This window comes from Microbacterium sp. AK031 (genome assembly GCF_024807145.1).
In the GTDB taxonomy this organism is placed as follows: domain Bacteria; phylum Actinomycetota; class Actinomycetes; order Actinomycetales; family Microbacteriaceae; genus Microbacterium.
Window position 1 is genome coordinate 50,524 of the sequence record NZ_JANUCA010000001.1, and the last position, 25,839, is coordinate 76,362.

The following is a 25,839-nucleotide window of genomic DNA, read 5'->3' on the forward strand; positions in this document are numbered from 1 at the left end:
GGATCAGACGCGCTCGGCGAGCCAGCGCGTCTGCCGAAGCCACTGCTCGGTCTGGCCGCTCTCGTGCCCGTTGAACGGATACACCTCGATCTCGGCATCCGTCGACGCCAGCCGGTTGTATGCGGCGAACACGCTCGAGGGCAGAACGATGGCGTCCATGAGGGCGACGGAGAACAGCGCGGGCACGCGGATGCGTCGGGCGAAGTTCACTCCGTCGAAGTACGACAGGGTTCTGAACACCTCGTCGACCCGGTTGCGGTGCACCGCCAGATACCGTTCGATCTCGCGGTAGGGGTGGTCGGGCGTGCGATCCACTGACCAGCGGAAGTGGCAGAGGAACGGCACGTCCGGCATCACGGCGAGCACGCCGGGGTGGAGCCCTGCGGCGGCCAGCGAGATGCCGCCACCCTGGCTGCTGCCGGTGACGCTCACGCGATCGGCATCCACGAAGTCGAGGTCGCGCACGGTGTCGACTGCCCGCACTGCGTCGGTGAAGACGCGACGGTAGTAGTACTCGTCGGGGCTCGAGATGCCCTTCGTCATGAAACCCGTCGACGAGGAGTCGGAGCCGTGGGGGTCTGGAGTGTCGCCGCCGCTGCCCCAGTTCGAACCCTGGCCGCGGGTGTCCATCAGCACGTGCACGTACCCGGCGGCGGCCCACTGAAGGCGCTCGCCGGCGATGCCGCGACCGCCGCCGTAGCCGATGTACTCGACGACCGCCGGACGCGGCGCAGCGTCTGGCGCCTGATCGCGCGGACGCGTGACCCAGGCGCGGATCGGCTCTCCGCCGAACCCGCTGAACGTCAGGTCTTCGATCACGAGCTGATCGATCGGCGTCTCGGCGGGGAGCAGCGTGGGCGAGCTCGCGAGTGCACGGGCCTCATCGATCGTGCGGGTCCAGAAGGCATCGAAATCATCGGGCTCCGCAACGGCGGGACGGAATTTGCGCAGGTCGTCCAGGGGAAGGTCAGTCAGTGCCACCGGAACACCGTAGCGCACATTCGTCGAAGCGCTTCGCTGTCGCGTCTTGCGCGTTCGACCGATTGGCTCTATCGTGATCGAAGCGTTTCGACGCGATTCGAACCACGAGGGAGTGAGATGCGACGAGGCGACGCCGAGTGCGACACGGCTGAGAGAACTCCGCGGCGAGCAGGTGCGGCATGGTGATGGCGACTTCGGTGACCGCCACGGTCGCCGACCAGATCGAAGACCGCACAGAAGCCGGTCGACGTGAGAAGCGCGGCCACCAGAAGCCGGCGCAGGGTCGCAAGTCGTACGGGATGTTCCTGGTCATCGTCCCGTTCCTCGTGCTCGTGTTCCTGTTCTCCTACTTCCCGCTGTACGGATGGATCTACGCTCTCTTCGACTACAAGCCCGCGCTCGGCCTCGGCGGCAGCGAGTTCGTGGGTCTGCAGTGGTTCGAACTGCTGGTCAGCTCGCCGACGCAGCTCGCGCAGATCGGCCAAGTGCTGCTGAACACCCTCGCGATCAGCTTCCTCGGCATCGCCACCTCTGTTCTGCCGCTGGCGTTCGCGCTCTTCCTGAATGAGGTCAAGACGCCGTGGTTCCGCAACGCGGTGCAGACGCTCACCACGCTGCCGAACTTCATCTCGTGGGTGCTCGTCTACATGATCGCGTTCTCGCTGTTCTCGAGTTCAGGCTTCGTCAACAACGTGCTCGCCGACTACGGCCTGATCACCGCTCCGCTCAAATTCCTCGACAGCGACCAGAACGTGTGGATCACCATGACGCTCTGGAGCGTCTGGAAGGGCCTGGGCTGGGGCGCGATCATCTACCTCGCCGCGATCAGCGGCATCGACCCCGCGCTGCACGAGTCGGCACGCATGGACGGCGCCGGTCGGTTCCAGACCATGTGGTACATCACTCTGCCTCAACTGATGCCGACCTACCTCGTGCTGCTTCTGCTCTCGGTCGCGAACCTTCTCAACAACGGGATGGAGCAGTACTTCGTGTTCCAGAACGCCTTCAACAAGGAGTCGATCCAGGTGCTCGACCTCTACGTCTACAACATCGGTATGACGGGCAACAGTCTGTCGATGGCCACTGCCATAGGCATGCTCAAGAGCATCATCTCGGTCATCCTCCTGTTCACCGTCAACGGCATCGCCAAGCGTGTTCGCGGCGAGTCGATCGTCTGAGGGGAGATCCGACATGACTGCCATCACGACCTCGCGTCCACCTCGCCTGCCACGCACGCCTCGCTCGCCCCGCGCGGCAGAGCGCTCGCCCGGCGACTACGCCTTCGCGATCGTCAACTACACCGTCTTCACGCTCCTCGTCGTGATCTGCGCCTACCCCTTCTATTTCCTGCTGATCAATTCGGTCAGCGCGAACGACGTCTCGGCGCTCGGCGACGTCCGCCTGTGGCCGGTCGGCTTCCAGCTCGAGAACTACCGGCAGGTCTTCGATCTGAACGGCCTCGGCACGGCGGCGATCGTCAGCGTCGCCCGCACAGTGATCGGCACGGTCGCCACGGTGCTGGCATCCGCTTTCCTCGGCTTCATGTTCACCCAGAGCCGCATGTGGGCCCGCCAGTTCTGGTATCGCTTCGTGATCGTGACGATGTACTTCAGCGCCGGGCTCATTCCCGTCTTCATCGTCATGAAGAACCTCGGGCTGACCAACAACTTCTGGGTGTACGTGCTGCCCTTCATGGTGCAGCCGTTCTACATCATCCTCGTCAAGACCTACGTCGAGTCGATGCCGGAGTCTCTTCAGGAGGCCGCTGAACTCGACGGAGCGAACATCGTGCAGATCTTCTTCCGTGTGTACCTGCCGAACATGACGCCGATCCTCGCGACTGTCGCGATCTTCTCCGCCGTGGCGCAGTGGAACAGCTTCCAGGACACCCTGATCTACATCACCGACCAGAGCCTGTACACGCTGCAGTACCTGCTCTACATGTTCATCAACCAGGCATCCAGCCTCGCGCAGGCGGCGCAGAACGCCGGCGGCGACCTCGGCGCGATCGTGGGAGCCGCGACATCGCAGACGCCGACGTCCATCCGGATGACCGTCTCGGTGGTCGTCGTGCTGCCGATCATCTTCATCTACCCCCTGTTCCAGCGCTTCTTCGTGAAGGGCATCATGCTGGGCGCCGTCAAGGGCTGACGCGTCCTCGCACATCCATAAGAAAGGTAAGCAATGAAGCTGAAGCGGAAAATCGCAGTGGGCATCGCAGCCCTGCTCACGGTCGGACTGCTCACGTCCTGCACCGGCGGTGGCGACGCCGACACGAACACCGAGGCGATCGACTCGTTCCCCACGAAATGGGAGGACGAGATCACGATCGATGTGTTCGACGGGCTGGCCAACTACATGGGAATGCAGGAGGGATGGTTCGGCAAGATCGTGAAGGACAAGTTCAACATGAACTTGAACATCATCGCGCCGAACGTCGCCGGCGGCGGAGACACCCTCTACAACACGCGCGTCTCGGCGGGTGACCTTGGCGATCTCATCATCACCGACAAGGGGGAGAAGCTCAACGAGCTGATCGCCGGCGGGCTTGTCGCGGACTCCGCGGCCTACTACCCGGCGATGGAGAACGCCGCGCGCTTCGACGCGGCCGTCGAGAAGCTCAATGAGGATGCCGATGGCACCTACGCCTTCCCGACCTCGGTCTCCAGCCTGCTGCCGACCGAGCCGTCTGAGGGGATCGACTCGACGTTCGGTCCGTTCCTGCGCTGGGATCTCTACGCCGAACTCGGCTACCCGGAGATCGACACGCTCGAGGACCTGCTGCCGGTCCTGAAGGAGATGCAGGATCTCGAGCCGGCCGCCCCGAACGGTCAGAAGGTCTACGCCCTGTCGCTATTCAAGGACTGGGACGGCAACTTCATGAACAATGCCAAGCAGCCCATCACGTACTACGGCTATGACGAGGTGCAGTTCGCGCTGGCGAGGGCCGACGGCTCGGACTACGAGGGCATCCTCGACGACGGCGGCATGTACGAGCGGGTGCTGAACTTCTTCCACGAGGCGAACGAGCTCGGCCTCGTGGACCCCGAATCGACGACGCAGAACTACGACACGCTGTTCTCGAAGATGCAGAACGGCCAGGTGCTGTTCACCTGGTGGCCGTGGCTGGGGCAGTCCGCCTACAACACGGAAGAGAACATGGCCCAGGGCAAGGGGTTCATGATCGCACCGCTCAAGGATCAGGAGATCTTCTCCTACGGTGCGGAAGCCTACGGCGGCAAGCAGGTGCTCGCGATCGGTTCGCAGGCGGAAGACCCGGAGCGCATCGCCGCGTTCATCGACTGGCTGTACTCAGCGGAAGGATCGCTGTCGAACAGCAGCCAGACCATGGGTGCCGCGGGGCCGCAGGGCCTGACCTGGGATATGAACAGCGCCGGTCAGCCAGAGCTGACCGACTTCGGCAAAGAGGTCTTCCTCAATGGCGACGGCACCGTGCCGGAAGAATGGGGCGGCGGAAGCTACATCGACGGCGTCTCCACTCTGAACGTCAGCGTGGTGCTGCCGATCGACACCGATCCTGACACGGGCTTCCCCTACAGCTACAAGCTCTGGGACTCGTACAAGGAGCTCACGGCGAACCCGTTGACCGAAGACTGGTCAGCGCACATGGGCGGCGCGACGACGACGATGGAGTATCTGCAGAACAACGACCAGCTGCTCGTCGCACCGGGTGCCAGCTACACGATCCCGACGGACGACTCCGAGATCGAGACGCTGCGCAACCAGGTCAAGTCGATCATCGTGCAGTACTCGTGGCAGGCGGTCTTCGCCGAGAGCGACGCGAAGTTCGACTCGATCATGGCCGATCTGCGGGACAAGGCGAGCGGCCTCGGCTACGACAAGGTGCTCGAGGTCGACCTCGCCACCGCGAAGGACCAGAACAAGCAGCGCGAGGCTGTGGCGGAGGAATTCGCCGAGTGATGCGCTGATGTCGAATGGCGGCCCCGGGACTTCGGTTCCGGGGCCTCTGTCATATCGCCTGGCGGCGTTCGAAGACCTTGCGGAACAGGAACGCGGAGATGTAGGCGCCGACGGAGCATCCGATCGTCGCGATGATGATGCCGAACACCGGAACCGCGATCGTGATGCACACGACGGCGATCGGGATCAGGACGATGCCCATCGTGCGCACTGGCTCGGCCAGGGGGAGCAGGAGGGCGTTCTTGAGGGTCTGGCGGAAGGTGTTCCGGTAGACGGCGGTGAGCGCCATCGCGTACAGGAACGTGGCGAAGACGTACGCCGCGGCGATCATCGCCAGCACCATCGCGGCGCCGGCGAGGACGTTCGGATGCCCTGACCAGAACAGCGCCCCGATCACGAGCAGCAGGAACGGCACGAGCAACGCGATCCACAACGCCGTCGCACGCAGGAAGTTGCGCCCGAACGCGGGGAAGTAGTCCTTCAACGGTCGCCCGCTCTCGTCATCCGAGTAGCGGATCATGACCTCGTAGAGGGCGCTGGTCGCCGCTCCGGCGGTCACGATCGGCAGGCACATGAGCAGGTAGATCACGTTCAGGGCGATCAACCCCAGGAACGCGGTCATCCCCTGCAGCGTGCGGTTCTCGGGATCGATTCTCATACGGTCACGCCTGGGTCGCGGAATTCAGGTTCGGCGGGAGGAGCTGCACGTGCGACTGCTTCTCGCCGCCGAGGAGCGCGAGCACCGCGCGTGTGGCGGTGACGCCGATCTCCTCAGCGGGAACGTCGATGCTGTCGGCGAGCCCTGACACCGACTGCGCGACGTCGGCGGGGCAGAGCGCGATGACATCACGCCCTTCGACGAGTCGTGCCGCGACATGTGGCAGCGCGCCCTCGTTGTGGAACAGGATGCCGGTGACCTCGGGATCTGCGGCGAGCACCTCGTCGACCACCGATGTGGCCTCGGCGTTGCTCGGACAGGCGTGCACGGTCCCCTCGAGGCCGTGCGCCTCGCAGGCGGTGAGGAATCCGCGCACAAGCCGGTCGGCGTACGAGGTGTGGCGGGCCAGCACCTCGGCCGGGGCGCCGAACAGCGCGACGCGGGAGTGACCGAGCGCGACGAGGCGCTCGACGGCCAGGCGGCCGGCCGCTTCGAAGTCGAAGTCGACGCAGTACACGGACTCTGCGCCGGTGGGCAGACCGATCAACACACTGGGCATCTCCAGTTGCTCGAGCGTCGCGAGTCGGGGGTCGTCGGATTCGACATCCATCACGAGCAGCGCGTCGACTCGTGACGCCCGGGCGGCGAGCGTGAGGCCGGCGTCGTCGCCGGTGAGCAGCAGGATGTCGTAGGCGTGCTCGCGCGCCTCGCGGACCACCCCGGTGACGATCTCCATGACGACGTGCACATCGACCCCTGAGCGCAGCGGTGCCTGCAGGCCGATCACGCTCGTGGACCGTGAAGCGAGCGAGCGCGCACTGGCGTGCGGGCTGTACCGCAATTCGGCAATGGCGCGTTCGACCCGTTCCTTGGTCTCCTGCGAGATCGTGCGCTTGCCGCTCATCACGTACGACACGGTGGAGATCGACACTCCTGCCGCGTTGGCGACATCGGCGATCGTGGTCATCAGGGCTCCTTCGGCTCGATGATCGTCGGTTCACCGGGAACGACCCGGTGGGTCTCGTCGTGCACACCGGGTGCACGTACGAGGATGCTGTGCGATTCGGCACCGCGCGTTTCGATGCTGCGCAATGCTATCCGAGTGACGAGTCCTGACGCCCAGTCCACGTCGACCGTCACGCCGGCGCGCGTGCGGATGCCTCGCACCGATCCGTCCGGCCATTCGGGTGGCAGCGCCGGCAGCACGAGGACGCTGTCCTCCTGCGACTGCACCAGCGCCTCGGCTATCGCGGCGGTGAGGCCGAGGTTGCCGTCGATCTGGAAAGGCGGGTGCGCACTGAACAGGTTGCGGTACAGCCCGCCGCGATGCGCGGCGGTGGGCGCGGCATCCGCACCGGCATCGCGACCGGGGACGCCGTCTGCGGGTCGCAGCGCCATCCGCAGCTGCTGTTGCACGCGTTCGCCGTCGCCGAGGCGCGCCCACATCGCTGCGCGCCACGCGAGCGCCCACCCCGTCGACTCCGCCCCACGATCGATGATCGATGCCGCGGCGGCCGCGGCGAGCTCCGGCGTGGCCTCCGGTGTGATCTGCGTGAACGGGAAGAGCCCGATCAGGTGCGAGAGGTGGCGGTGATGTGGATCGGCGTCTTCCTGCGGTGCCGCCCATTCCTGCAGCATCCCGCGCTCCGAGACTCGGGGATCCGGCAGCATCGCCGTCAGCCGACTGAGCTCTGGCACCCAGACGTCGTCGCGCTCGAGCGCTTCCGCCGCCCGTGCGCACACGTCGGCGAGCTCTCGCAGCAGCATCACGTCCATGGTGGCGGAGACGCCGACCCCGCGCGGCGTGCCGTCCTCGTCGAGGTACTGATTCTCGGGTGAGGTCGACGGCGACGTCCAGGCGTGCCGGTCGTCGGACCGGATCCAGCTCAGCGCGAAACGTGCGGTCTGCTCGAGCACCGGCCAGTCCTCGGCGAGCTGCTGCAGGTCGCCGCTGAAACGGTGGCGCTCCCAGAGGTGCAGTGCCAGCCACACACCGCCGAGGGGCCAGAACGCCCACGCCGGGTCGCCGTGACCTGAGCCGACCGGGGTCGCGTGGCCCCACAGATCGGAGTTGTGGTGCATGACCCAGCCGTCCGCGCCATACAGCTCTCGTGCGACGATCTGGCCGCTGGTGCGCGACGCATCGGTGATGAACTGCAGAAGCGGCAGATGGCACTCGGGGAGGCTGGTGACCTCGGCAGGCCAGTACGCCATCTGCAGGTTGATGTTGGTCGTGTACGCGCTCGACCACGGGCCGGGCAGCTCGGCGTTCCAGATGCCCTGCAGATTGGCCGGCGGACCGCCGGGCCGGGAAGACGACATCAGCAGGTACCGGCCGTAGTGGAACGCGAGCGCCGCGAGTCCGGGATCGGAATGCTGCTCCGCACGGCGGATGCGGTCGTCGGTGTCGAGCTCTGCCACCTCACCGGGGGAGGGCAGCACGAGCGCGCACCTGGAGTACAGCTCGCGATGCGCGTCGATGTGCCGCGAACGCAGCGCGTCGACATCGGTGGGAGCACGCGCGACGGATGCCGCGAGAGAAGACGCGGATGTCGACGGCGACGTCGCCGGGCCTGGCGACGTCGCCGTCCCGATCGTGAACGTGTGCTCTCGGGATGCCGTGGTGCGCAGCATGCCGTCCGTCAGAGCAGCGGGAGTCGAGGCACGGACGACGACCGCGCCGACCCTGCCGCCTGCGGTGTCGTAGCGGACCGGCTCCGGCGGATGCTCGTGGCCGGGCGCCGCATCGATCGGGAGCCACCACTCGACGGTGAGCGCATCTTCCACCAGGGCCGGTGCGCTCCGCGCTCGCAACAGGCTGTCGACGCGCAGGTTCACGCGCACCGGCGACTCGGCGCTCACACGATGCACGATCGCCCCTGTCGCGGCATCCGCCCATGTCTCGTGTCGCACGCGGCCGGCCGCGGTGGCGTACGAGTGCGCGGCGATGCCGGTGGTGAAATCCAGGGTTCGGCGCAGATCGGGAGTGTCGACCGCGTCTGCTTCGAGCTCGAGCTCGAGGGTGGCCAGTGGCAGATAGGCCTGCGCCCACGGGCTCTGCTGGCGGCGCAGCAGGTTCTCGGCGGCGCCGATGTCGCCACGGTCGACGGCGGCACGAACGGCGTCCAGTGCCTGCGGGCCGCGCTCTGCGACACCCGCCATCGGGTCTGCGCCCGGCAGCCCAGACCACGCTGTCGCATCGTTCAGCCAGAGGCGCTCGCCGCCGACGCGGCCGGCGGACATGGCGCCGCGCAGGCCGTTTCCGACCGGCAGGGCGTCGGTCCACAGGCGCGACGGACTGCGGTATCGCACGGTGTGGAGATCGTCGTGGATCTCCATGGACAACAGCACCTGGCTAGTATATGTTCTCGTTGTTGAAACGCTTCGACAATCTAATCCGGAGAACCTGCATTCATGTCACTGACGACTCCCGCACGACGCGCCTTCGAGGAGCTGGTCGCCGAGCGCGGTATCCTCTTCGGCGGCGACTACAACCCCGAGCAGTGGGATCCGGCGGTGTGGCGCGAAGACGTCGCGCTCATGCAGCAGGCCGGGGTGAACCTCGTGACCGTCGGCGTGTTCAGCTGGGCCATGCTCGAGCCGACGCCGGGTGCCAGGGAGTTCGGCTGGTTGGATGAGGTGCTCGATCTGCTGCACGGGGCGGGCATCGCCGTCGACCTGGCGACGCCGACCGCATCGCCGCCGCCGTGGCTCGGCATCCGCCATCCGGAGACGCTTCCCGTCGACCGCGACGGCGTGCGGCTGATCCCCGGCTCCCGCAATCAGTTCTCACCGTCATCGCGGGTCTATCGCGAGCACGCCGTCGCCATCAGCCGCGACCTCGCTACCCGCTACGCCGCGCACCCGGCGGTGCGGATGTGGCATGTGGGCAACGAATACGGCCAGATCGATCACGGCGACGAAGCCGCTCGTGAATTCCGCGGCTGGCTGCGGGCACGCTACGGCACGATCGATGCGCTAAACACGGCGTGGGGCACGGCGTTCTGGTCGCAGCGGTATGCGGACTTCGACGAGATCCTGCCGCCGCGTCGCATGCCCTATCTGGTGAATCCGACCCAGTCGCTGGACTTCCGCCGCTTCACGTCCGACCAGATGCTCGTCTGCTATCGCGAATTGCGTGACACCATCCGCGACGCGGGTGCGCTGCAGCCGATCACGACGAACTTCATGGGCTTCTTCGCGCACGTCGACTACCGGTCCTGGGCCGAAGACATCGACGTCATCGCCGACGATCAGTACCCGGATCCGGCATCGGCGGAGTCGCCGATCGCGACCGCACTGATCCAGGACCTGATGCGCTCGCTCGGCGACGGTCGCAGCTGGATGCTGATGGAGCAGGCCGTGAGCGCCACGTCGTGGCGCCCGCACAACCTGCCCAAGACACCGCAGCGCGCGCGCCGGGATTCGCTGCAGGCCGTCGCGCGCGGCGCGGACGCGATCTGCTATTTCCAGTGGCGCCAGGCCAGGGCCGGCGCCGAGCGCTTCCACTCGGCGATGCTGCCGCACGCCGGCGCCGATTCCGACGTGTTCCGCGGAGTGGTGCGCCAGGGCGAGGATCTCCAGCGGCTCAGCAGGAGCGGCCGCGTGCTCGGCAGCCGCATCGACGCGCGCGTAGCCGTGCTGTTCGACTGGTCGTCGTGGTGGGCAGGCGAGGAGCCTGCCCGACCGACTGAGCGGCTCAGCACGATGGAGCAGACGACGCGCTGGTACCGCCAGCTGTGGCGCCGTGGCGTCGCGGCCGACATCGTGGGCGCGGCATCCGACCTGGACGGGTACGACGTCGTTCTCGTGCCGCACGCGTACATCGTCCGACCGGAAACCGCAGACGCACTGCGTCGTGCGGCCGAGCGCGGTGCGCACATCGTGGTGGGGCCGTTCAGCGGAGTCGCCGACGACAACGCGCAGGTGTTGCAGGGGCGCTCGCCCGTGCTGCTGCGCGACCTGCTCGGCGTGAGCGGCGAGGAATGGTCTGGAATGCCCGACGAGCCGACCCCGCTCACAGGAGGCCTGCTCACAGGAGGCGGCGACGTCCGCTGGAGTGCATCGGGTCACACGGCCGGCATCCTCGCGGAGCGGCTGCGCGCCGAGGGCGCCGACGTGCTGTTGACATACGCCCACGGCGACCTGTTTGGCATTCCCGCCGTCACCCGCAACCGGGTCGGCGACGGCGCCGCCTGGTATCTCGGCACCGTCGTATCGGACTCCGTGCTGTCCCTCGTCATCGGCGACGCACTCGCCGCGACCGGCGTGGACGGAGCGCTCGGCGGTTCCGCCGAGCTGCCGGACGGGCTGGAGGCGGTATGCCGCGGCGATGTGGTGTTCCTGCTGAACCATTCCGCGGCATCCATCGACATTCCGATGCCGCCAGGTCTCGTCGACCTGCTCACCGGGGAGAAGACCGAATCCGTCGTCGCGCTGCGCGCCGGCGATGTACGAGTACTGAGTGAAAGGCACGACAGTTGAAGTTCACCGACGGCTACTGGCTGACCCGACCGGGGCTGACGCCGCTGTATGCGACCGAGGTCGATGACATCCGGATCGACGAGGCCGCCGGAACGATGACCGTGTACGCGCCGACCACGACCATCCGGCATCGAGGCGACACCCTGAACCGACCGATGATCACGGTCACCTTCTCGTCACCCGCACCGGGGGTCGTCAAGGTGGCTGTGATGCGGCACGCGGGCGAAGTGCATCGCGGACCTGACTTCCAGATCACAGGCGAGGAGGGATTCGCCCCCGCGGTGTCGTCGGACAGTGCCGCCGCCGTGCTCGAGACGGGCGGGCTGCGCGTGCGTGTGGCGAAGGGCTCGTGGGACGTCTCGTTCGAGCAGGACGGCCGCGTCCTCACGCGGTCGCTGCCGCGCTCGGTCGCGCACATCACAGGACCGGACGACACCTGGGTGCACCAGCAGCTGTCTCTCGAGCCGGGCGAGCGCGTCTACGGATTCGGCGAGCGCTTCGGCGCGTTCGCGAAGAACGGGCAGGTGATCGAGAGCTGGAACGCCGATGGCGGCACGGCCAGCGAGCAGGCGTACAAGTCGGTGCCGTTCTATCTCAGCAGCCGCGGATACGGCGTGCTGGTCGATTCCCCTGACCGGGTCTCGTTCGAGGTCGGCTCCGAGATCAACTCGCGCGTGCAGTTCTCCGTCCCAGGTGAGAGCGTGGCGTACTACCTGTTCGCTGGACCCACACCGAAGGACGTGTTGCGCCGGTACACCGCCCTCACCGGGCGCCCCGCCCGCGTGCCGGCCTGGTCGTTCGGGCTGTGGCTGACCACATCGTTCACCGCCGAGTACGACGAGGCGACCGTGAACTCCTTCATCGACGGCATGGCCGAGCGCGACCTGCCGCTGAGCGTGTTCCATTTCGACTGCTTCTGGATGCGCGAGTACCAGTGGACCGACTTCGAGTGGGATCCGCGAGCCTTCCCCGACCCGGAGGGCCAGCTCGCACGGCTTCACGAGCGCGGGCTGAAGGTGTCGGCCTGGATCAATCCGTACATCGCCCAGCGCTCGCGACTGTTCGAAGAGGCGGCCGCCAAGGGATACCTGCTCAAACGCACCGACGGCGGCGTGTGGCAATGGGATCTCTGGCAGGCCGGAATGGGCATCGTGGACTTCACGAACCCGGAAGCCGCATCCTGGTACACCGGGCACCTCGAACGGCTGATGGACCAGGGCGTGGACACGTTCAAGACCGACTTCGGGGAGAGGATCCCGGCCGAAGGCGTCGAGTGGTTCGACGGCTCGGACCCGAAGCGGATGCACAACTACTATCCGCAGCTGTACAACGAGATCGTCTTCCGCGCGCTCGAGCGGCGGCGTGGGGCCGGCGACGCCGTGCTGTTCGCCCGCTCGGCGACCGCCGGCGGTCAGCAGTACCCGGTGCACTGGGGCGGCGACAGCGACTCGACGTTCCCCTCGATGGCGGAGTCGCTGCGCGGCGGGCTGTCGCTCGCGATGAGCGGCTTCGGGTATTGGAGCCATGACATCGGCGGGTTCGAGGGCACACCGGATGCCGGACTCTTCAAGCGCTGGCTCGCCTTCGGCCTGCTCTCCTCGCACTCGCGGCTGCACGGTTCGTCGAGCTTCCGGGTGCCGTGGGTGTTCGATGAGGAGTCGGTCGACGTCACGAGGCTGTTCACGAACCTGAAGATGCGGTTGATGCCGTATCTGGCAGGGGTCGCAGAGCAGGCGCACACCGAGGGCATCCCGATGATGCGTCCGATGGTGCTCGAGTTCCCCGACGACCGCAGCGGATTCGACGCCGACACGCAGTACATGCTGGGCGATGCCCTGCTGGTAGCCCCGGTGTTCACCGCGGAGGGTGACGTGGAGTACTACCTGCCGGCCGGATCGTGGACGTCGCTGCTCGACGGCGAAGTCGCCGAGGGCAGCAGGTGGCCGACCGAGAACCACGACTATCGCGGCCTGCCGCTGCGGGTGCGGCCTGGCACCGTGCTGCCGTGGGGTGCGCGGGACGACCGCCCCGACTACGAGTGGGCGGACGGAGTGACGCTCCGGTGCTTCGAACTCCCGGACGGCCACGATTCCCTGACCGTCGTGCCAGGGCTGGCGGGTGCGGATGCCACGAGCTTCCGCGTGCGTCGCGAGGGGCGCCGGGTGACGGCGACGAGTGAGGACGCCACCGCCGGCTGGTCGCTGCGAGCGGGGTCGGCCGTCGTGTCCGCCGAAGGTGCGGGCACGGTTTCGATCGAGCTGGAGGATGCCGAATGACCGAGGAACTGTTCCGCCGCACGGATCTGCCAGTGCAGGAGCGCGCCGCCGATCTGCTGTCGCGGCTCACTGCCGACGAGCGCGTGGCGATGCTGCATCAGGCGATGCCTGCGATCGAACGACTGGGCGTGGCGGAGGCCCGTACCGGTGCCGAGACGCTGCACGGAGTCGCGTGGCTGGGCAACGCCACGGTGTTCCCGCAGCCGGTCGGCATGGCGGCGACATGGGACACCGAGCTGATCGAGGCGATCGGTGCGGTCACCTCGACCGAACTGCGCGCGAAGCGCGCTGAGGATCCGCTGGTGAGCCTGAACGTGTGGGCGCCGGTGGTGAATACGCTGCGCCACCCGTTGTGGGGCCGCAACGAAGAGGGCTACTCGGAGGACCCGCATCTGACCGGTCAGCTCGGCGCCGCATACGCGAAGGGTCTGCGTGGCGACGACGAGCGGGTGTGGAAGACCGTCCCCGCGCTGAAGCACTTCCTCGCGTACAGCAACGAGACCGACCGCTCGGCGACGTCATCCGAGATGTCGCTGCGCACGCTGCACGAAGAGGAGCTGGCGGCGTTCCGCCCTGCCATCGAGCAGCAGGTGGCGGGCAGCATGATGCTGGCGTACAACCAGATAGGCGGCATCCCGGCGCACACCCAGCCCGAGCTGGTCGCCGAGGCGCGCAGTTGGACGGACGGCTCTCTCGCGATCGTGTCGGATGCCGGCGCCCCGACCTTCGTGGTGACCGTTCAGGGTGCGCAGCCCGACAGCGTGCACGCGGCAGCGGCGCTGGTGCGCAGCGGCATGGATTCGTTCACAGACAATGACGCCGACGCCGAGCCGACGATCACGAACCTGAACAATGCGCTCGATCAGGGACTGCTGACCAGGGACGACATCGATCGTGCCGTGACGCACATCCTCGAGATGCGCGTGCGCACCGGGGAGTTCGACGGCGATGCCGACCAGTATTCCGGCATCGGCATGGATGCGATCGACGCACCGGGTGCGCGCGGGCTCGCCCGTGAGGCCGTCGGGCGTTCGGTCGTCGTGCTGCGCAACGACGCGGGAGTCCTGCCGTTGGCTGCGCCCACGCGGATCGCAGTGGTGGGCCCGATGGCCGACGCCGTGCTGACCGACTGGTACTCCGGCACGCCGCCGTACGCCGTCGGCATCGCCCAGGGGCTCGCCGAACGATATCCGTCAGCGAGTGTCGAGACCGTGCCCGGTGCGGACACGATCACGCTGCGCGCCGCCGACGGACGATACGTCGTCTCGAACTCCGACGGCACGAAGGTGGCTGCGCTCGCCGAAGAGGCCGACGACGACGCGCTGTTCGACGTCACCGACTGGGGCGACGGGCTGCTGACGCTGCGCTCGCACGCCAGCGGACGTCTGCTCACAGGCGGCGCATGGCCGATGAAGGCGGATGCCGACCGCGTCGGCGGGTGGGTCGTGCAGGAGAGCTTCCGCAGGCACCTCCACGCCGATGGGACCTGGTCGCTGCTGCACCTCGGCTCAGGTCGGTGGGTGCGTGTGTCACGCGAAGTGGGACTGCTGCTGGCCGAAGGCGTCACGCTCGACGATGCCGAGCGGTTCGGGGTGCAGACGGTGCGCTCGGGTTCCGACGCGGTCGCGGCTGCCGCGGCATCCGCCGACGTCGTGATCGTCGCTGTCGGGAACGACCCGCACCTCGCCGGACGTGAGACCGCCGATCGTCCGCATCTGCTGCTGCCCGAGGCGTTCACCGGTCTCTGGCGCATCGCGCAGAACGAGAACGAGTGCACCGTGCTGCAGATCGTGTCGAGTTATCCGTATGTGCTCGCCGGTGCTGCTTCGGCGGCGACCGTGGTGTGGTCGAGCCACGGCGGGCAGGAGCTCGGTCATGGCATCGCCGACGTGCTGAGCGGCGATCGTGAGCCGACCGGACGCCTCGCGCAGTCGTGGCCGGCCGACCCGGCGCAGGCGGGTGACCTGTTCGACTACGACACGCAGCGGCAGCAGGCGACCTATCGGCATCAGCCGGCGCCGTACGCCTTCGCGTTCGGGCACGGGCTGACGTACTCCGCCGTGGAGTACCGCGGCGTCACGTTGGTCACGGATCGTGTGGAGGCGCCGGCGCCCACGCACCGGCATCCGGCGCTCGGTGTGACCGGAGGTGGTGACGGCATCGTCACCGCCGTCGTCACCGTCGCGAACACCGGCGACCGTGCAGCTGACGAGCTCGTGCAGCTGTACTCGCTCGCCCCTGAGCTGCCGATCGCGGCGCCGCGGCGGCTGCTGGTCGGCTATCGTCGCGTGCGGCTCGAGCCCGGCGAGGAGCAGCAGGTCGAGATCTCGTTCGACGTCGCGCGACTGTCGGTGTGGGACGACGCCCTGCGGCTGGACGGTGCTGCGCAGGATTGGCTGCACGAGGGAGCGCTGCGCGTTCAGCCCGGCGCGTACCTCGTGGCGGCCGGACCCAGCGCCGACGAACTGCCGGTGGAGGCGGCGTTGATCGTCTCGTAGCCACGCCCGCTGCCGGCCTGCGGCCGCCGCGTCAGATTCCTGTGCCGCCCCAGCTGAGAGATTCGGTGTAGCGCAGCAGCACGCCCTCGCGCAGCGCCCACGGCGACACTTCGAGCTCGTCGATGTCGAGCATCTTCATGGCAGTGTGCAGTGAGACGGCGGCCGCGACGATCTGGAACGTGCGGTCGGGCGTGATTCCCGGCAGCTCCTGGCGTGCGACCGCGGGAATCCTGGCGAGCCGAGGAATCCACGACTTCAACGCCGATCGCGAGAGCACCGTGCGGTCGAAGCCGAGTCCGGACACCTCGCGTCCGGCGAGGTTCGCCAACGACCGGATCGCCTTCGACGAGCCCACGATGTGATCCGGATCGGGGAGGGCGCCCAGCCTCTCGGCCACGGGCGCGAGCACAGCGGCGGCGTGCGCGCGCAGGTGCTCGACGGCATCCTCACCCGGCGGATCCTCGGGCAGGAACTGGACGGTCATGCGTCCGGCGCCGAGCGGGACGGATGCCGCCACCTCCGGCATCTCGTCGCCACCGGCGGCGAACTCGAAGGACCCGCCTCCGATATCGAGCAGCAGGATGCGCCCGGCATCCCACCCGAACCAGCGCCGCACGGCGAGGAACGTGAGCTCCGCCTCTTCCACGCCCGTGAGAACCTGCAGCGGCTGACCGAGCGCGGTTTCGATGCGGGCGATGACCTCTTCGCCGTTGAGCGCCTCGCGCACGGCGCTCGTCGCAGTGGCCAGCAACATCTCGACGCGTTCGGTCTCGGCGATCTCGCGCGCCCTGGAGACCGCGGACTCCAGCGCCTGCACGCCCTCTTCAGTGATCGCGCCGTCCGGTGTGAGATAGCGCATCAGGCGCACCACCGTGCGATCGCTCGTCGTCGCCAGCGGACGGCCACCGGGTCGGGCATCGGCAGCGAGAAGGTGGACGGTGTTCGAACCGATGTCGAGGATTCCGAGGCGCACGGGATGAGACTACGCGCATCCACGCCGATACGATGGGTGCCGTGACCACCGTCGACCCCACGCTGCCCCTGTCGCCGTATCGAGAGATCGGACGCGCAGAATGGGCGCGATTGGCGGCCGGGCTGGATCAGCCGCTGAGCGAGACCGAGGTCGTCGAGCTCCGCGGGCTGGGGGACCGGCTGAGCCTGGATGAGGTGCGCGAGGTCTATCTGCCGCTGAGCCGCCTGCTCAGTCTGTATGCGACGTCGACCAAGCAGCTCGGGGCGGCGACCAGCTCGTTCCTGCAGGAGAGCGACACCACCACGCCGTTCGTCGTCGGCGTCGCGGGATCGGTCGCCGTCGGCAAATCGACCATCGCCCGATTGCTGCGCGAGCTGATGAGCCGCTGGCCTGGCACTCCGCGGGTCGAACTCGTCACCACGGACGGATTCCTGTATTCGAACGCCGAGCTCGAGCGTCGCGGACTCATGGAGCGCAAGGGCTTCCCGGAGTCCTATGACCGCAGGGCGCTGCTGTCGTTCCTCACGGAAGTGAAGTCGGGAGCGCCAGAGGTGCGCGCGCCGTTCTACTCGCACATGCGGTACGACATCGTCCCCGACGCCCACGTCGTGGTGCGTCGACCGGACGTCGTGATCGTCGAAGGCCTCAACGTGCTGCAGCCGCCGCCCGCTCCGAACGACGTCGCCGTCAGTGACCTGTTCGACTTCTCGATCTTCGTCGACGCCGACAGCTCGCACATCGAGAAGTGGTACGTCGACCGGTTCCTCGCCCTGCGCAAGGGTGCGTTCAGCAACCCGTCTTCGTACTTCAACGTGTTCGCGCACCTCACCGATTCAGAAGCAGTGACGACCGCTCTCGGGTACTGGCGTGACATCAACATGCCCAACCTCATCGAGAATGTGATGCCCACCAGGCACCGCGCGAGCCTCGTGCTGAACAAGGGCGCCGACCACGACGTCGAGAGCGTGCTGCTGCGCAAGCTCTGAGCAGGGGAGGGTTCGTTCGGCACCCTCGCAAACATTGGCGCTTATTCTTGTGACCATGTGTGGAATCGTCGGATATGTGGGCCCTCGCCCCAGCCAGGACATCCTTCTCGCCGGCCTCGCCCGTCTGGAATACCGTGGCTATGACTCTGCCGGCGTCGCTGTCATCGACGGCAACGGCGACCTCGGGATGCGCAAGAAGGCGGGCAAGCTCAGCATGCTGCGCGACTCGCTCGCCGACTCCCCTCTCGGTGACGGCACGACCGGTATCGGCCACACCCGGTGGGCGACTCACGGCGGACCGACCGACGTCAACGCGCACCCCCACCTCGCCGATGACGACAAGCTCGCCGTCATCCACAACGGCATCATCGAGAACTTCTCGGCGCTCCGCGAAGAACTGCTCGCCGACGGCGTCACGTTCCGCAGCGAGACCGACACCGAGGTCGCCGCAGCATTCCTCGGCCGCGAGTACGCCAAGAGCGGCAACCTGCAGGATGCGTTCCAGAACGTCGTGAACCGCCTCGAGGGCGCGTTCACGCTGCTCGCGATGCATGAGGACCACCCCGGTCTCGTCGTCGGAGCCCGACGCAATTCCCCGCTCGTGATCGGCCTCGGTGAGGGCGAGAACTTCCTCGGATCCGACGTCGCCGCGTTCGTTGAGCACACCCGCAAGGCGCTCGCCATCGGCCAGGACCAGATCGTCTCGATCACGCCTTCCGAGGTCGGCGTGACCGACTTCGATGGCAACCCGGTCGAGGCCGAGCCGTTCGACGTGTCGTGGGATGCCGCAGCCGCCGAGAAGGGCGGATGGTCTTCGTTCATGGCCAAGGAAGTGTCCGAGCAGCCAGAGGCCGTCGCGAACACGATCCTGGGCCGCGTGCACGACGGTCAGGTCGTCATTCCTGAACTCGATGGACTCGACGAGCTCTTCATCGGCATCAACCGTGTGATCATCACGGCCTGCGGCACGGCATCCTATGCAGCCCTCGTCGGAAAGTACGCGATCGAGCAGTGGGCCCGCGTCGCGACAGACGTCGAGCTCGCGCACGAATTCCGCTACCGCGACCCGGTGATCGGCGACGACACGCTCGTGATCTCGATCAGCCAGTCCGGCGAGACCATGGATACGCTCATGGCCGTCAAGTACGCCCGCGAGCGCGGTGCGCGCACCCTGTCGATCTGCAACACTCAGGGCGCGACGATTCCTCGTGAGTCGGATGCCGTGGTCTACACCCACGCGGGGCCCGAGGTCGCCGTGGCATCGACCAAGGCGTTCTCGGCGCAGATCGCCGCGCTGCTGCTGCTCGGTCTGCACATGGGGCGCGTGCGCCAGACGCTCACTGACACCGAAGCCGTGTCGGAGCTCGCGGATCTGCCCGCCAAGATCGCCAGCGTGCTGGAGAAGGAGAACGAGCACGTCTCGCAGCTCGCACGCTGGATGGCCGACACCCGGTCCGTGCTGTTCCTGGGCCGCCACGTCGGATACCCGATCGCCCTCGAGGGTGCGCTCAAGCTCAAGGAGATCTCGTACATCCACGCCGAGGGCTTCGCCGCCGGTGAGCTCAAGCACGGACCGATCGCGCTCATCGAGCCCGGCCAGCCCGTGTTCGTCATCGTGCCGTCGCCGCGCCACTCCGCGCTGATCCACTCCAAGGTCGTCTCGAACATCCAGGAGATCCGCGCCCGCGGCGCCCGCGTCATCGTCATCGCCGAAGAGGGGGATGCCGCGGTGCTCCCGTTCGCGGACGAGGTCATCCACATCCCGCTCGCCGGCCCCATGTTCGAGCCGGTGCTCGCCGTCGTGCCGCTGCAGATCTTCGCGATGGCCCTGGCCACCGCCAAGGGCCTGGACGTGGACCAGCCGCGCAACCTCGCGAAGTCCGTCACGGTCGAGTAGGCCGCGCGCGCGGCCGGGCCGCCCGCCCGCCCGGTGTCGGACACACTTGTCAGCCCAGTTCACAGATGTCAGTCGAAACTCCGGCGTTTCGGCTGACATCTGTGTCTTCGGCTGACATGTGTACCCGGAATCAGGCCCGGCTTCGGGCGAGAGCGGCGATGATCGCTGAGACGACGCGATCCCAGTCGTGCACGATCATCGCGTAGTCGAAACGCAGCGTCTCATATCCGCGGGTGGATGCCTCGGCATCCCGAATCAGGTCTTTGTGACGCCTACTGTATTCGTGGTTCAGTTTGCCGTCGGCTTCGAGGATCACTCGGCCGCCGATGACGAAGTCCACTCTGCCGACGCCGTCGATCTCCACTTGACAGTCGAGACGGATCCCGAGCACATGCAGACGCAGTCGGAGCAGTGACTCCAGACCGCTCTCGGCATCGCCGCGGGCAAGGTCCAGTAACCATGCTGCGGACGGGGGAAGCTCCTGCCTGATGCGGGCGCGATCGCCCGCTCCGATCAGCCGCTGGTTCCAGGCGGACTCGTACGCCGCGAAGAACGCCTCGTGTCCGGCGCATCGATAGAGGTGGATGAGAGCCTGCGTGACCGGAGCGGTGCCGAGCACGAGCTTGCCAGGACTGTAGTGAGCCACGCACACGCAGCGTTGGTGGTGCTTTCGCCCGGCGCTACCCATCCACACATGGATCTCGCCGTCTGGTTCCGGGAGCACCCATACCCCGTGTGCGCGCAGCGCTGCGGCGCAGGTGAGGGCACCGCCGTGCTCTGCGGCGGTCACGATCGCTGGGGAAGTGTGCGGCAGTGCGTACACACCGGTGCGAATCCGGCGGATGGCACCGGTGCGGGCGGCGGCAGCAAGCTGCTTGCGGGAGCATCCGAACGTCTGCAACTGCGTGCCGTGCGCGATGCCGTCGAACGTGGGGAGAATCTGAGCCGGCTGGAGCATGATCCGAGCGTGCACCACAAGCCGCTTTCGCCTATGCCTGATCTGCCGCGATTGTGGATGGGATCGATGAATCGAGAATTGTGGAGGAGGAGTCGGCGATCGGCCCTTGGCACACCTGTCAGCTCCAGGCACACATGTCAGCCGGAACCATGGCATTGCGATTGACATCTGTGCTTCGGGCTGACAGGTGTACCCGGCGCGCGGGTTGCGCCGGCTGACAGCCATACCAGTGCAGGTGCACCGGGGGTCCAGGTTCTGTCGGCCGACTGGTGTACCGACTTCGGCCGCCCGACCCTCCGAGTAGGCTGGAGCGGTGATCATCGGGACCGGCATCGACCTCGTCGACATACCGCGATTCGAGCGCACCATGTCCCGAACGCCGCGGCTCATGGAGCGGCTCTTCGCCCCGACCGAGCGCGGGCTGCGACTGCCGTCACTCGCTGCGCGCTACGCGGCCAAAGAGGCGCTGATCAAGGCGCTCGGTGGCTCTGACGGCGTGCACTGGACCGAGATGGAGATCGGGTCGGAAGAATCCGGCAAACCCTATTTTCGACTGTCCGGTTCGACAGCGGATGCCGTCGAACAGCGGGGGATCACCAGCCTGCACCTGACCATGTCGCACGACGCCGGCTTCGCCACTGCTTTCGTCGTCGCCGAAGGAGCGCCGCTGTGAACACCGCGAACGTCCCGTTCCGCGAGGCCACCATCGAGATGGATGCGATCGCCGACAACACCAGGCACCTCCGCCGCCTCACCGGCGTCGACGTCATCGCCGTCGTCAAGGCCAACGCATACGGACACGGCGCAGCCCCCGCAGCCGTCGCCGCGCTCTCAGGCGGGGCCACCAGGCTCGGCGTCGCCGAGATCGCCGAAGCCGTCGACCTGCGCAGGCAGGGCATCAACGCACCGATCGTCGCGTGGCTGCACGAGCCGGGCCAGGGCTTCGAGCTCGCCGTCGCGAACCGCATCGAGGTCGGCATCTCGTCTTTCGAGCAGCTGGAGGCGGCGGGGGCTGCGGCAGGGACGAACGGACCCGTCGGCGTGCACCTGAAGCTCGACACCGGACTCTCCCGCAACGGCGTCGCCCCCAGCGACTGGGGCCGTGTCCTCGCCGAGGCCGCGCGGCTGGAGAGGATCGGGCGCATCCACGTCATCGCCCTGTTCAGCCACCTCTCCAACGCGTCGCGCGCCGACGACCTCGAGGCGCTCGCACGGTTCGAAGCGGGCACCGCTGCAGCAGCATCCGCCGGTGTCCGGCCCGAGATCCGGCACATCGCCGCCACGGCGGCCGCGATCGATCACCCAGAGACGCGCCTGGATGCCGTGCGCATCGGCATCGGCATCTATGGGCTCTCACCGTTCGATGACCGCTCGTCCGCCGACCTCGGCCTGCGCCCGGCGATGACCCTGCGCGCATCCGTCGCCGCCGTGCGTCGCGTGCCCGCCGGTGCCGGGGTCTCATACGGCTACGACCACCGCGCGAACCACGACACGACCCTCGCTCTGATTCCGCTCGGCTACGCCGACGGCATCCCGCGGCAAGCATCCGGTCGCGGGCCTGTCACGATCAACGGGCGCAGGTTCACGGTCGCCGGACGCGTCGCGATGGATCAGTTCGTCGTCGATGTCGGCGACTCGCATGTCGCGGTCGGCGACGAGGTCGTGGTGTTCGGCGATCCCACACTCGGCGCGCCGTCGGCGACGGAATGGGCGAACGCCGCGAGCACGATCAACTACGACATCGTCACCCGCATCGGAAATCGAGTGCCCCGGCGGAGCGCATGATCGACCCCGCCTTCCTCGGACGCCGCGAGATCGCGACGTCGGACGACATGGAGCACCTCGGGCTCGTCATCGGCGAGCAGCTGGAGCCCGGCGACCTGCTGGTGCTGACCGGTCCGCTCGGTGCAGGCAAGACGACGTTCACCCGCGGCCTCGCGGAGGGGCTGGGTGTGCGCGGTCCGGTGCAGAGCCCGACGTTCGTGATCGCGCGCACGCATCCGTCGCTCGTCGGCCGCGCGCCGCTCGTGCACGTGGACGCGTATCGGCTGGGATCCGCCGCAGAGCTCGACGATCTCGACATCGACTTCGCCCGCTCGGTCGTCGTGGTCGAGTGGGGGCGCGACATGGCCTCATCGATCGCGGATGGCTGGTGGGACATCGAGCTCGAGCGCCCCGTCGGGGCGGCGGGGGATGACGTGGCCGATGAGGACCTGGATGCTGATGCTCCCCGCACTGTGATCATCGAGCGCGTCGAGCGCTGAGGCGATGTGGCCCGGATGACGCGGGCACGAGTCGTGGCCGGATCCCGCCCGCGCCCATCGGATGCCCGGGCGCGCGGCGGATGCCGATACAGATGTCAGCCCAGATCACACTTGTCAGTGGAAACAGGGCGGTTCGAGCCGACAGGTGTGCCGACTCACTGACAAGTGTGCGGCCGGTGGCGCTCGCGAGCGGGAGCAGGACCTCCCTGAGCGATCTGCGAGCAAGCACGACTACCCTGGAGAGGTGATTCTCGCTGTCGACACCTCCCTGGGCACGGCCGTCGCGATCGTCGATGCCGATGGCCGACGTCGCGCCGACGCATCCAGCCCCGACGCGCTCGGGCATGCCGAGGTCATCGGCACCCTGCTCCAGCAGGCTCTCGCACAGGCAGGTGATGAGATCACCCGCGTCGTCGCGGGCATGGGCCCCGGCCCGTTCACCGGCCTGCGGATCGGCATCGCCACCGCTCGCGCGTTCGCGCTCGGCCGCGGCATCGGAGTGGTCGCCGTTCCCAGCCACTTCGGCGCGGCCCTCAGCATCCTCGAGGACAACCCCCAGATCGGCACGTTCGCGATCGTCACGGATGCTCGTCGCCGCGAGGTCGCGATCAGCGTGTTCCGGGGACTCGATGCCGACGGCATCCCGCACCTGAAGTCCGAAACGGTCCTCGTGCCGCGCACCGGCGCCGAGGCGTATCTCGACGGTCTCGATGCGCGTGAGGTGACCTCTGTCGACGCCGCCGCGCTCGGACGGGTCGGGATCCGCGCCGCTCACGCGGGCCGCGAACTCGCAGGCGCCGAGCCCCTCTACCTGCGCCAGCCCGACGTCACGATGCCCGGCGCACCGAAGCGGGTGGGACTGTGACCATCCGCACCGCGACCCCTGCCGACCTCGACGCGATCATGGCGATCGAGAACGCCTCGTTCCCGACCGACGCGTGGAGCGCCGAGTCGATGGCCGCTGAGCTCCGGGCCGAGTACAGCCACTACCTCGTCGACGAGGAGGACGGCAACGTCATCGGCTATGCCGGACTCCGGTCGATCCGTGGAAACACGGATGCCGACATCCAGACGATCGCGCTGGTCGCCGCGCGTCGTGGCGAGGGGAGAGGACGTGCGATGCTGCGGGTTCTGCTCGCCGAAGCATCCGCCCGCGGCGCCCGCGAGGTGTTCCTCGAGGTGCGCGCCGACAACCCCGGTGCGGAGGGCCTGTACATCTCTGAGGGGTTCGAGGAGGTCGCGCGCCGCCCACGCTACTACCAGCCCGACGGCGTCGATGCGATCGTGATGAAGCTCGATCTGCGGCGGAGGGCGGCCGCGACTCCGGATGCCGCCTCGAAGGAGACCACAGCATGAGCGAACCTCTGGTCCTCGGCATCGAGACGAGCTGCGATGAGACGGGCATCGGCATCGTCCGCGGCCGCACGCTGCTGTCGAACACGATCGCGTCCAGCATGGACGAGCACGCTCGCTACGGCGGCGTCATTCCCGAAGTCGCCGCCCGTGCGCACCTCGAAGCCCTGCAGCCGTCGATCGAGACCGCGCTCGCCGAGGCGCACGTGCAGCTGGAAGACCTCGACGCCATCGCCGTGACCAGCGGCCCCGGCCTCGCCGGTGCGCTCATGGTCGGCGTCGGCGCGGCCAAGGGCCTTGCGGTCTCGCTCGGCAAACCTCTGTACGCCGTGAACCATCTCGTCGGGCACATCGCCGCCGACATCGTCACACCGGACTCCGATCCGCTCGAATATCCGACGATCGCGCTGCTCGTCTCCGGTGGCCACACGTCTCTGCTGCACGTGCGAGACCTCACCACCGACGTCGAACTTCTCGGCGAGACCATGGATGACGCGGCGGGGGAGGCCTTCGACAAGGTCGCCCGTCTGCTCTCACTGCCGTATCCCGGTGGACCCGAGATCGACCGCGCGGCCGTCGACGGCGACCCGAATGCGATCCGCTTCCCGCGGGGGCTGTCTCGAGCATCCGACATGGCGAAGCACCGGTACGACTTCTCGTTCTCGGGCCTCAAGACCGCCGTCGCCCGTTGGGTCGAGCGGTGCGAGGCCTCGGGCGAAGAGGTGCCGGTGGCCGATGTCGCCGCGAGCTTCCGCGAAGCCGTGGTCGATGTGCTCGTCACCAAGGCGCTCGCCGCATGCGCCGACCTCGGCGTGCCTCGGTTACTGCTCGGTGGCGGGGTCATCGCGAACAGGCGACTGCGCGATGTCGCGATCGCGCGGGCCGAGGCCGCCGGGGTGACCGTGCGGATTCCGCCGCTGTCGCTGTGCACGGACAACGGTGCGATGATCGCTGCGCTCGCGGCAGAGCTGATCAGCTCCGGTCGCCGCCCCTCGACGCTCGCCTTCGGCGCCGACTCCACGTTGCCCGTCACCGAGATCCAGATCGCCGAGTCACAGGCGGAGGATGCCGCATGAGCGACCAGAACGCCATGGGCGTGCCCGGCGACCAGGGAGATGCCGCCGCCAGGCCGAAGATGGAGCAACCGTCGAACGAGGTCGAGCGCCCCGCCGGCGCAGCCCGCATGCCCGGCGCACCGCGAGACAGCTACACGAAGATGCCCACGGGCCCGGTCGGCGTCGAGCCGGTCGTCGCGAGGGGACCAGCGGACACCGCCGGGATGCCGGCAGTGCAGTGGGCTCCCAACGACGACCCCGCAGCCGAGGACAACACCCGCCTCGCACCGTGGGCGCTCCTCGCCGCGATCGTGGCGCTGTGCGCATCGTGGTTCGTCGGCTGGGGGATTCCCCTCGCGGTCGTCGCGATCGTCGCCGCGATCATGTCGCTGCGCCGCCCCGTCGAGAACCGCGAGATCGCCCTGTGGGCGCTGATCCTCGGAATCGCCGCCACGGTCTACAGCCTGGGCTGGCTGATCTGGGCGGGCATGCAGTTCGAGAACCTGGCGTAGCG

General features: G+C 67.8%; 21 protein-coding genes. 15 read left to right on the plus strand and 6 right to left on the minus strand.

All coding sequences use genetic code 11. From position 1 onward, the window contains the following. Positions 1–3: 3 nt before the first annotated feature. The gene (locus HDC95_RS00240) at positions 4–981 is read right to left on the minus strand and encodes an acetylxylan esterase (RefSeq protein WP_259061186.1); all 978 of its coding nucleotides are present in this window, start codon (positions 979–981) and stop codon (positions 4–6) included. A 179-nt stretch (positions 982–1,160) separates the two neighbouring features. Here HDC95_RS00240 and HDC95_RS00245 point away from each other — a divergent pair, with 179 nt between their 5' ends. From HDC95_RS00245 to HDC95_RS00255, 3 genes are read left to right on the plus strand one after another with little or no spacing between them, the layout of a single operon-like run. Next, positions 1,161–2,159: a sugar ABC transporter permease gene (locus tag HDC95_RS00245; protein WP_259061187.1), complete on the plus strand. Its 999-nt coding sequence runs from the start codon at positions 1,161–1,163 to the stop codon at positions 2,157–2,159. A 13-nt stretch (positions 2,160–2,172) separates the two neighbouring features. Then, positions 2,173–3,132: a carbohydrate ABC transporter permease gene (locus HDC95_RS00250; RefSeq protein ID WP_259061188.1), complete on the plus strand. Its 960-nt coding sequence runs from the start codon at positions 2,173–2,175 to the stop codon at positions 3,130–3,132. Positions 3,133–3,165: 33 nt separating this feature from the next. Continuing rightward, on the plus strand, positions 3,166–4,923 hold the full coding sequence (locus HDC95_RS00255) for an ABC transporter substrate-binding protein (protein WP_259061189.1): 1,758 nt from the start codon (positions 3,166–3,168) through the stop codon (positions 4,921–4,923). A 49-nt stretch (positions 4,924–4,972) separates the two neighbouring features. Here HDC95_RS00255 and HDC95_RS00260 read toward each other — a convergent pair whose 3' ends face one another. The 3 genes from HDC95_RS00260 to HDC95_RS00270 are packed head-to-tail and all read right to left on the minus strand — an operon-like array spanning position 4,973 to position 8,932. Then, positions 4,973–5,581 carry a YesL family protein gene (locus tag HDC95_RS00260; protein ID WP_259061190.1) on the minus strand — a complete coding sequence of 203 codons (609 nt, stop codon included), beginning with the start codon at positions 5,579–5,581 and terminating at the stop codon, positions 4,973–4,975. Positions 5,582–5,585: 4 nt separating this feature from the next. Then, on the minus strand, positions 5,586–6,548 hold the full coding sequence (locus HDC95_RS00265) for a LacI family DNA-binding transcriptional regulator (protein WP_259061191.1): 963 nt from the start codon (positions 6,546–6,548) through the stop codon (positions 5,586–5,588). Beyond that, a complete protein-coding gene (locus HDC95_RS00270; RefSeq protein ID WP_259061192.1) occupies positions 6,548–8,932 on the minus strand; it encodes a glycoside hydrolase family 95 protein in 2,385 nt (794 codons plus the stop codon). The genes HDC95_RS00265 and HDC95_RS00270 overlap by 1 nt, the downstream gene beginning before the upstream one ends. A gap of 63 nt (positions 8,933–8,995) precedes the next feature. Between HDC95_RS00270 and HDC95_RS00275 the strand changes: the two genes are divergently transcribed. The 3 genes from HDC95_RS00275 to HDC95_RS00285 are packed head-to-tail and all read left to right on the plus strand — an operon-like array spanning position 8,996 to position 15,839. Further along, positions 8,996–11,065, plus strand: coding sequence for a beta-galactosidase (locus tag HDC95_RS00275; RefSeq protein ID WP_259061193.1), 2,070 nt, complete (start codon positions 8,996–8,998; stop codon positions 11,063–11,065). Then, on the plus strand, positions 11,062–13,341 hold the full coding sequence (yicI, locus tag HDC95_RS00280) for an alpha-xylosidase (protein WP_259061194.1): 2,280 nt from the start codon (positions 11,062–11,064) through the stop codon (positions 13,339–13,341). The genes HDC95_RS00275 and yicI overlap by 4 nt, the downstream gene beginning before the upstream one ends. Then, entirely contained in the window at positions 13,338–15,839 is a 2,502-nt protein-coding gene (locus HDC95_RS00285) for a glycoside hydrolase family 3 C-terminal domain-containing protein (RefSeq protein WP_259061195.1), read from the plus strand. The genes yicI and HDC95_RS00285 overlap by 4 nt, the downstream gene beginning before the upstream one ends. A 31-nt stretch (positions 15,840–15,870) precedes the next feature. Here HDC95_RS00285 and HDC95_RS00290 read toward each other — a convergent pair whose 3' ends face one another. Continuing rightward, positions 15,871–16,812 carry a Ppx/GppA phosphatase family protein gene (locus tag HDC95_RS00290; RefSeq protein WP_259061196.1) on the minus strand — a complete coding sequence of 314 codons (942 nt, stop codon included), beginning with the start codon at positions 16,810–16,812 and terminating at the stop codon, positions 15,871–15,873. 32 nt (positions 16,813–16,844) lie between these two features. On the opposite strand from HDC95_RS00290, the gene coaA reads away from it, so the two are divergent. After that, entirely contained in the window at positions 16,845–17,798 is a 954-nt protein-coding gene (gene coaA, locus HDC95_RS00295) for a type I pantothenate kinase (protein ID WP_259061197.1), read from the plus strand. A 55-nt stretch (positions 17,799–17,853) separates the two neighbouring features. Beyond that, positions 17,854–19,695, plus strand: coding sequence for a glutamine--fructose-6-phosphate transaminase (isomerizing) (glmS, locus tag HDC95_RS00300; protein WP_259061198.1), 1,842 nt, complete (start codon positions 17,854–17,856; stop codon positions 19,693–19,695). Positions 19,696–19,825: 130 nt separating this feature from the next. Here glmS and HDC95_RS00305 read toward each other — a convergent pair whose 3' ends face one another. Further along, the gene (locus tag HDC95_RS00305; RefSeq protein WP_259061199.1) at positions 19,826–20,653 is read right to left on the minus strand and encodes an endonuclease domain-containing protein; all 828 of its coding nucleotides are present in this window, start codon (positions 20,651–20,653) and stop codon (positions 19,826–19,828) included. Positions 20,654–20,966: 313 nt separating this feature from the next. Between HDC95_RS00305 and HDC95_RS00310 the strand changes: the two genes are divergently transcribed. The 7 genes from HDC95_RS00310 (at position 20,967) to HDC95_RS00340 (ending at position 25,837) form a co-directional block, all read left to right on the plus strand. Beyond that, on the plus strand, positions 20,967–21,326 hold the full coding sequence (locus HDC95_RS00310; protein ID WP_259061200.1) for a holo-ACP synthase: 360 nt from the start codon (positions 20,967–20,969) through the stop codon (positions 21,324–21,326). 38 nt (positions 21,327–21,364) lie between these two features. After that, on the plus strand, positions 21,365–22,438 hold the full coding sequence (gene alr / locus HDC95_RS00315; RefSeq protein WP_259062169.1) for an alanine racemase: 1,074 nt from the start codon (positions 21,365–21,367) through the stop codon (positions 22,436–22,438). Then, positions 22,435–22,917, plus strand: a complete 483-nt coding sequence (tsaE, locus tag HDC95_RS00320; RefSeq protein WP_259061201.1) for a tRNA (adenosine(37)-N6)-threonylcarbamoyltransferase complex ATPase subunit type 1 TsaE — start codon at positions 22,435–22,437, stop codon at positions 22,915–22,917. The genes alr and tsaE overlap by 4 nt, the downstream gene beginning before the upstream one ends. Before the next feature lie 244 nt (positions 22,918–23,161). Then, positions 23,162–23,782, plus strand: coding sequence for a tRNA (adenosine(37)-N6)-threonylcarbamoyltransferase complex dimerization subunit type 1 TsaB (gene tsaB / locus HDC95_RS00325; protein WP_259061202.1), 621 nt, complete (start codon positions 23,162–23,164; stop codon positions 23,780–23,782). Beyond that, complete coding sequence (gene rimI, locus HDC95_RS00330; RefSeq protein ID WP_259061203.1) at positions 23,779–24,273, plus strand: ribosomal protein S18-alanine N-acetyltransferase; 495 nt, start codon at positions 23,779–23,781, stop codon at positions 24,271–24,273. The genes tsaB and rimI overlap by 4 nt, the downstream gene beginning before the upstream one ends. Then, positions 24,270–25,346, plus strand: a complete 1,077-nt coding sequence (tsaD, locus tag HDC95_RS00335) for a tRNA (adenosine(37)-N6)-threonylcarbamoyltransferase complex transferase subunit TsaD (protein ID WP_259061204.1) — start codon at positions 24,270–24,272, stop codon at positions 25,344–25,346. Before rimI ends, tsaD begins: the two co-directional genes overlap by 4 nt. Then, the gene (locus tag HDC95_RS00340) at positions 25,343–25,837 is read left to right on the plus strand and encodes a hypothetical protein (RefSeq protein ID WP_259061205.1); all 495 of its coding nucleotides are present in this window, start codon (positions 25,343–25,345) and stop codon (positions 25,835–25,837) included. Before tsaD ends, HDC95_RS00340 begins: the two co-directional genes overlap by 4 nt. Positions 25,838–25,839: the final 2 nt, after the last annotated feature.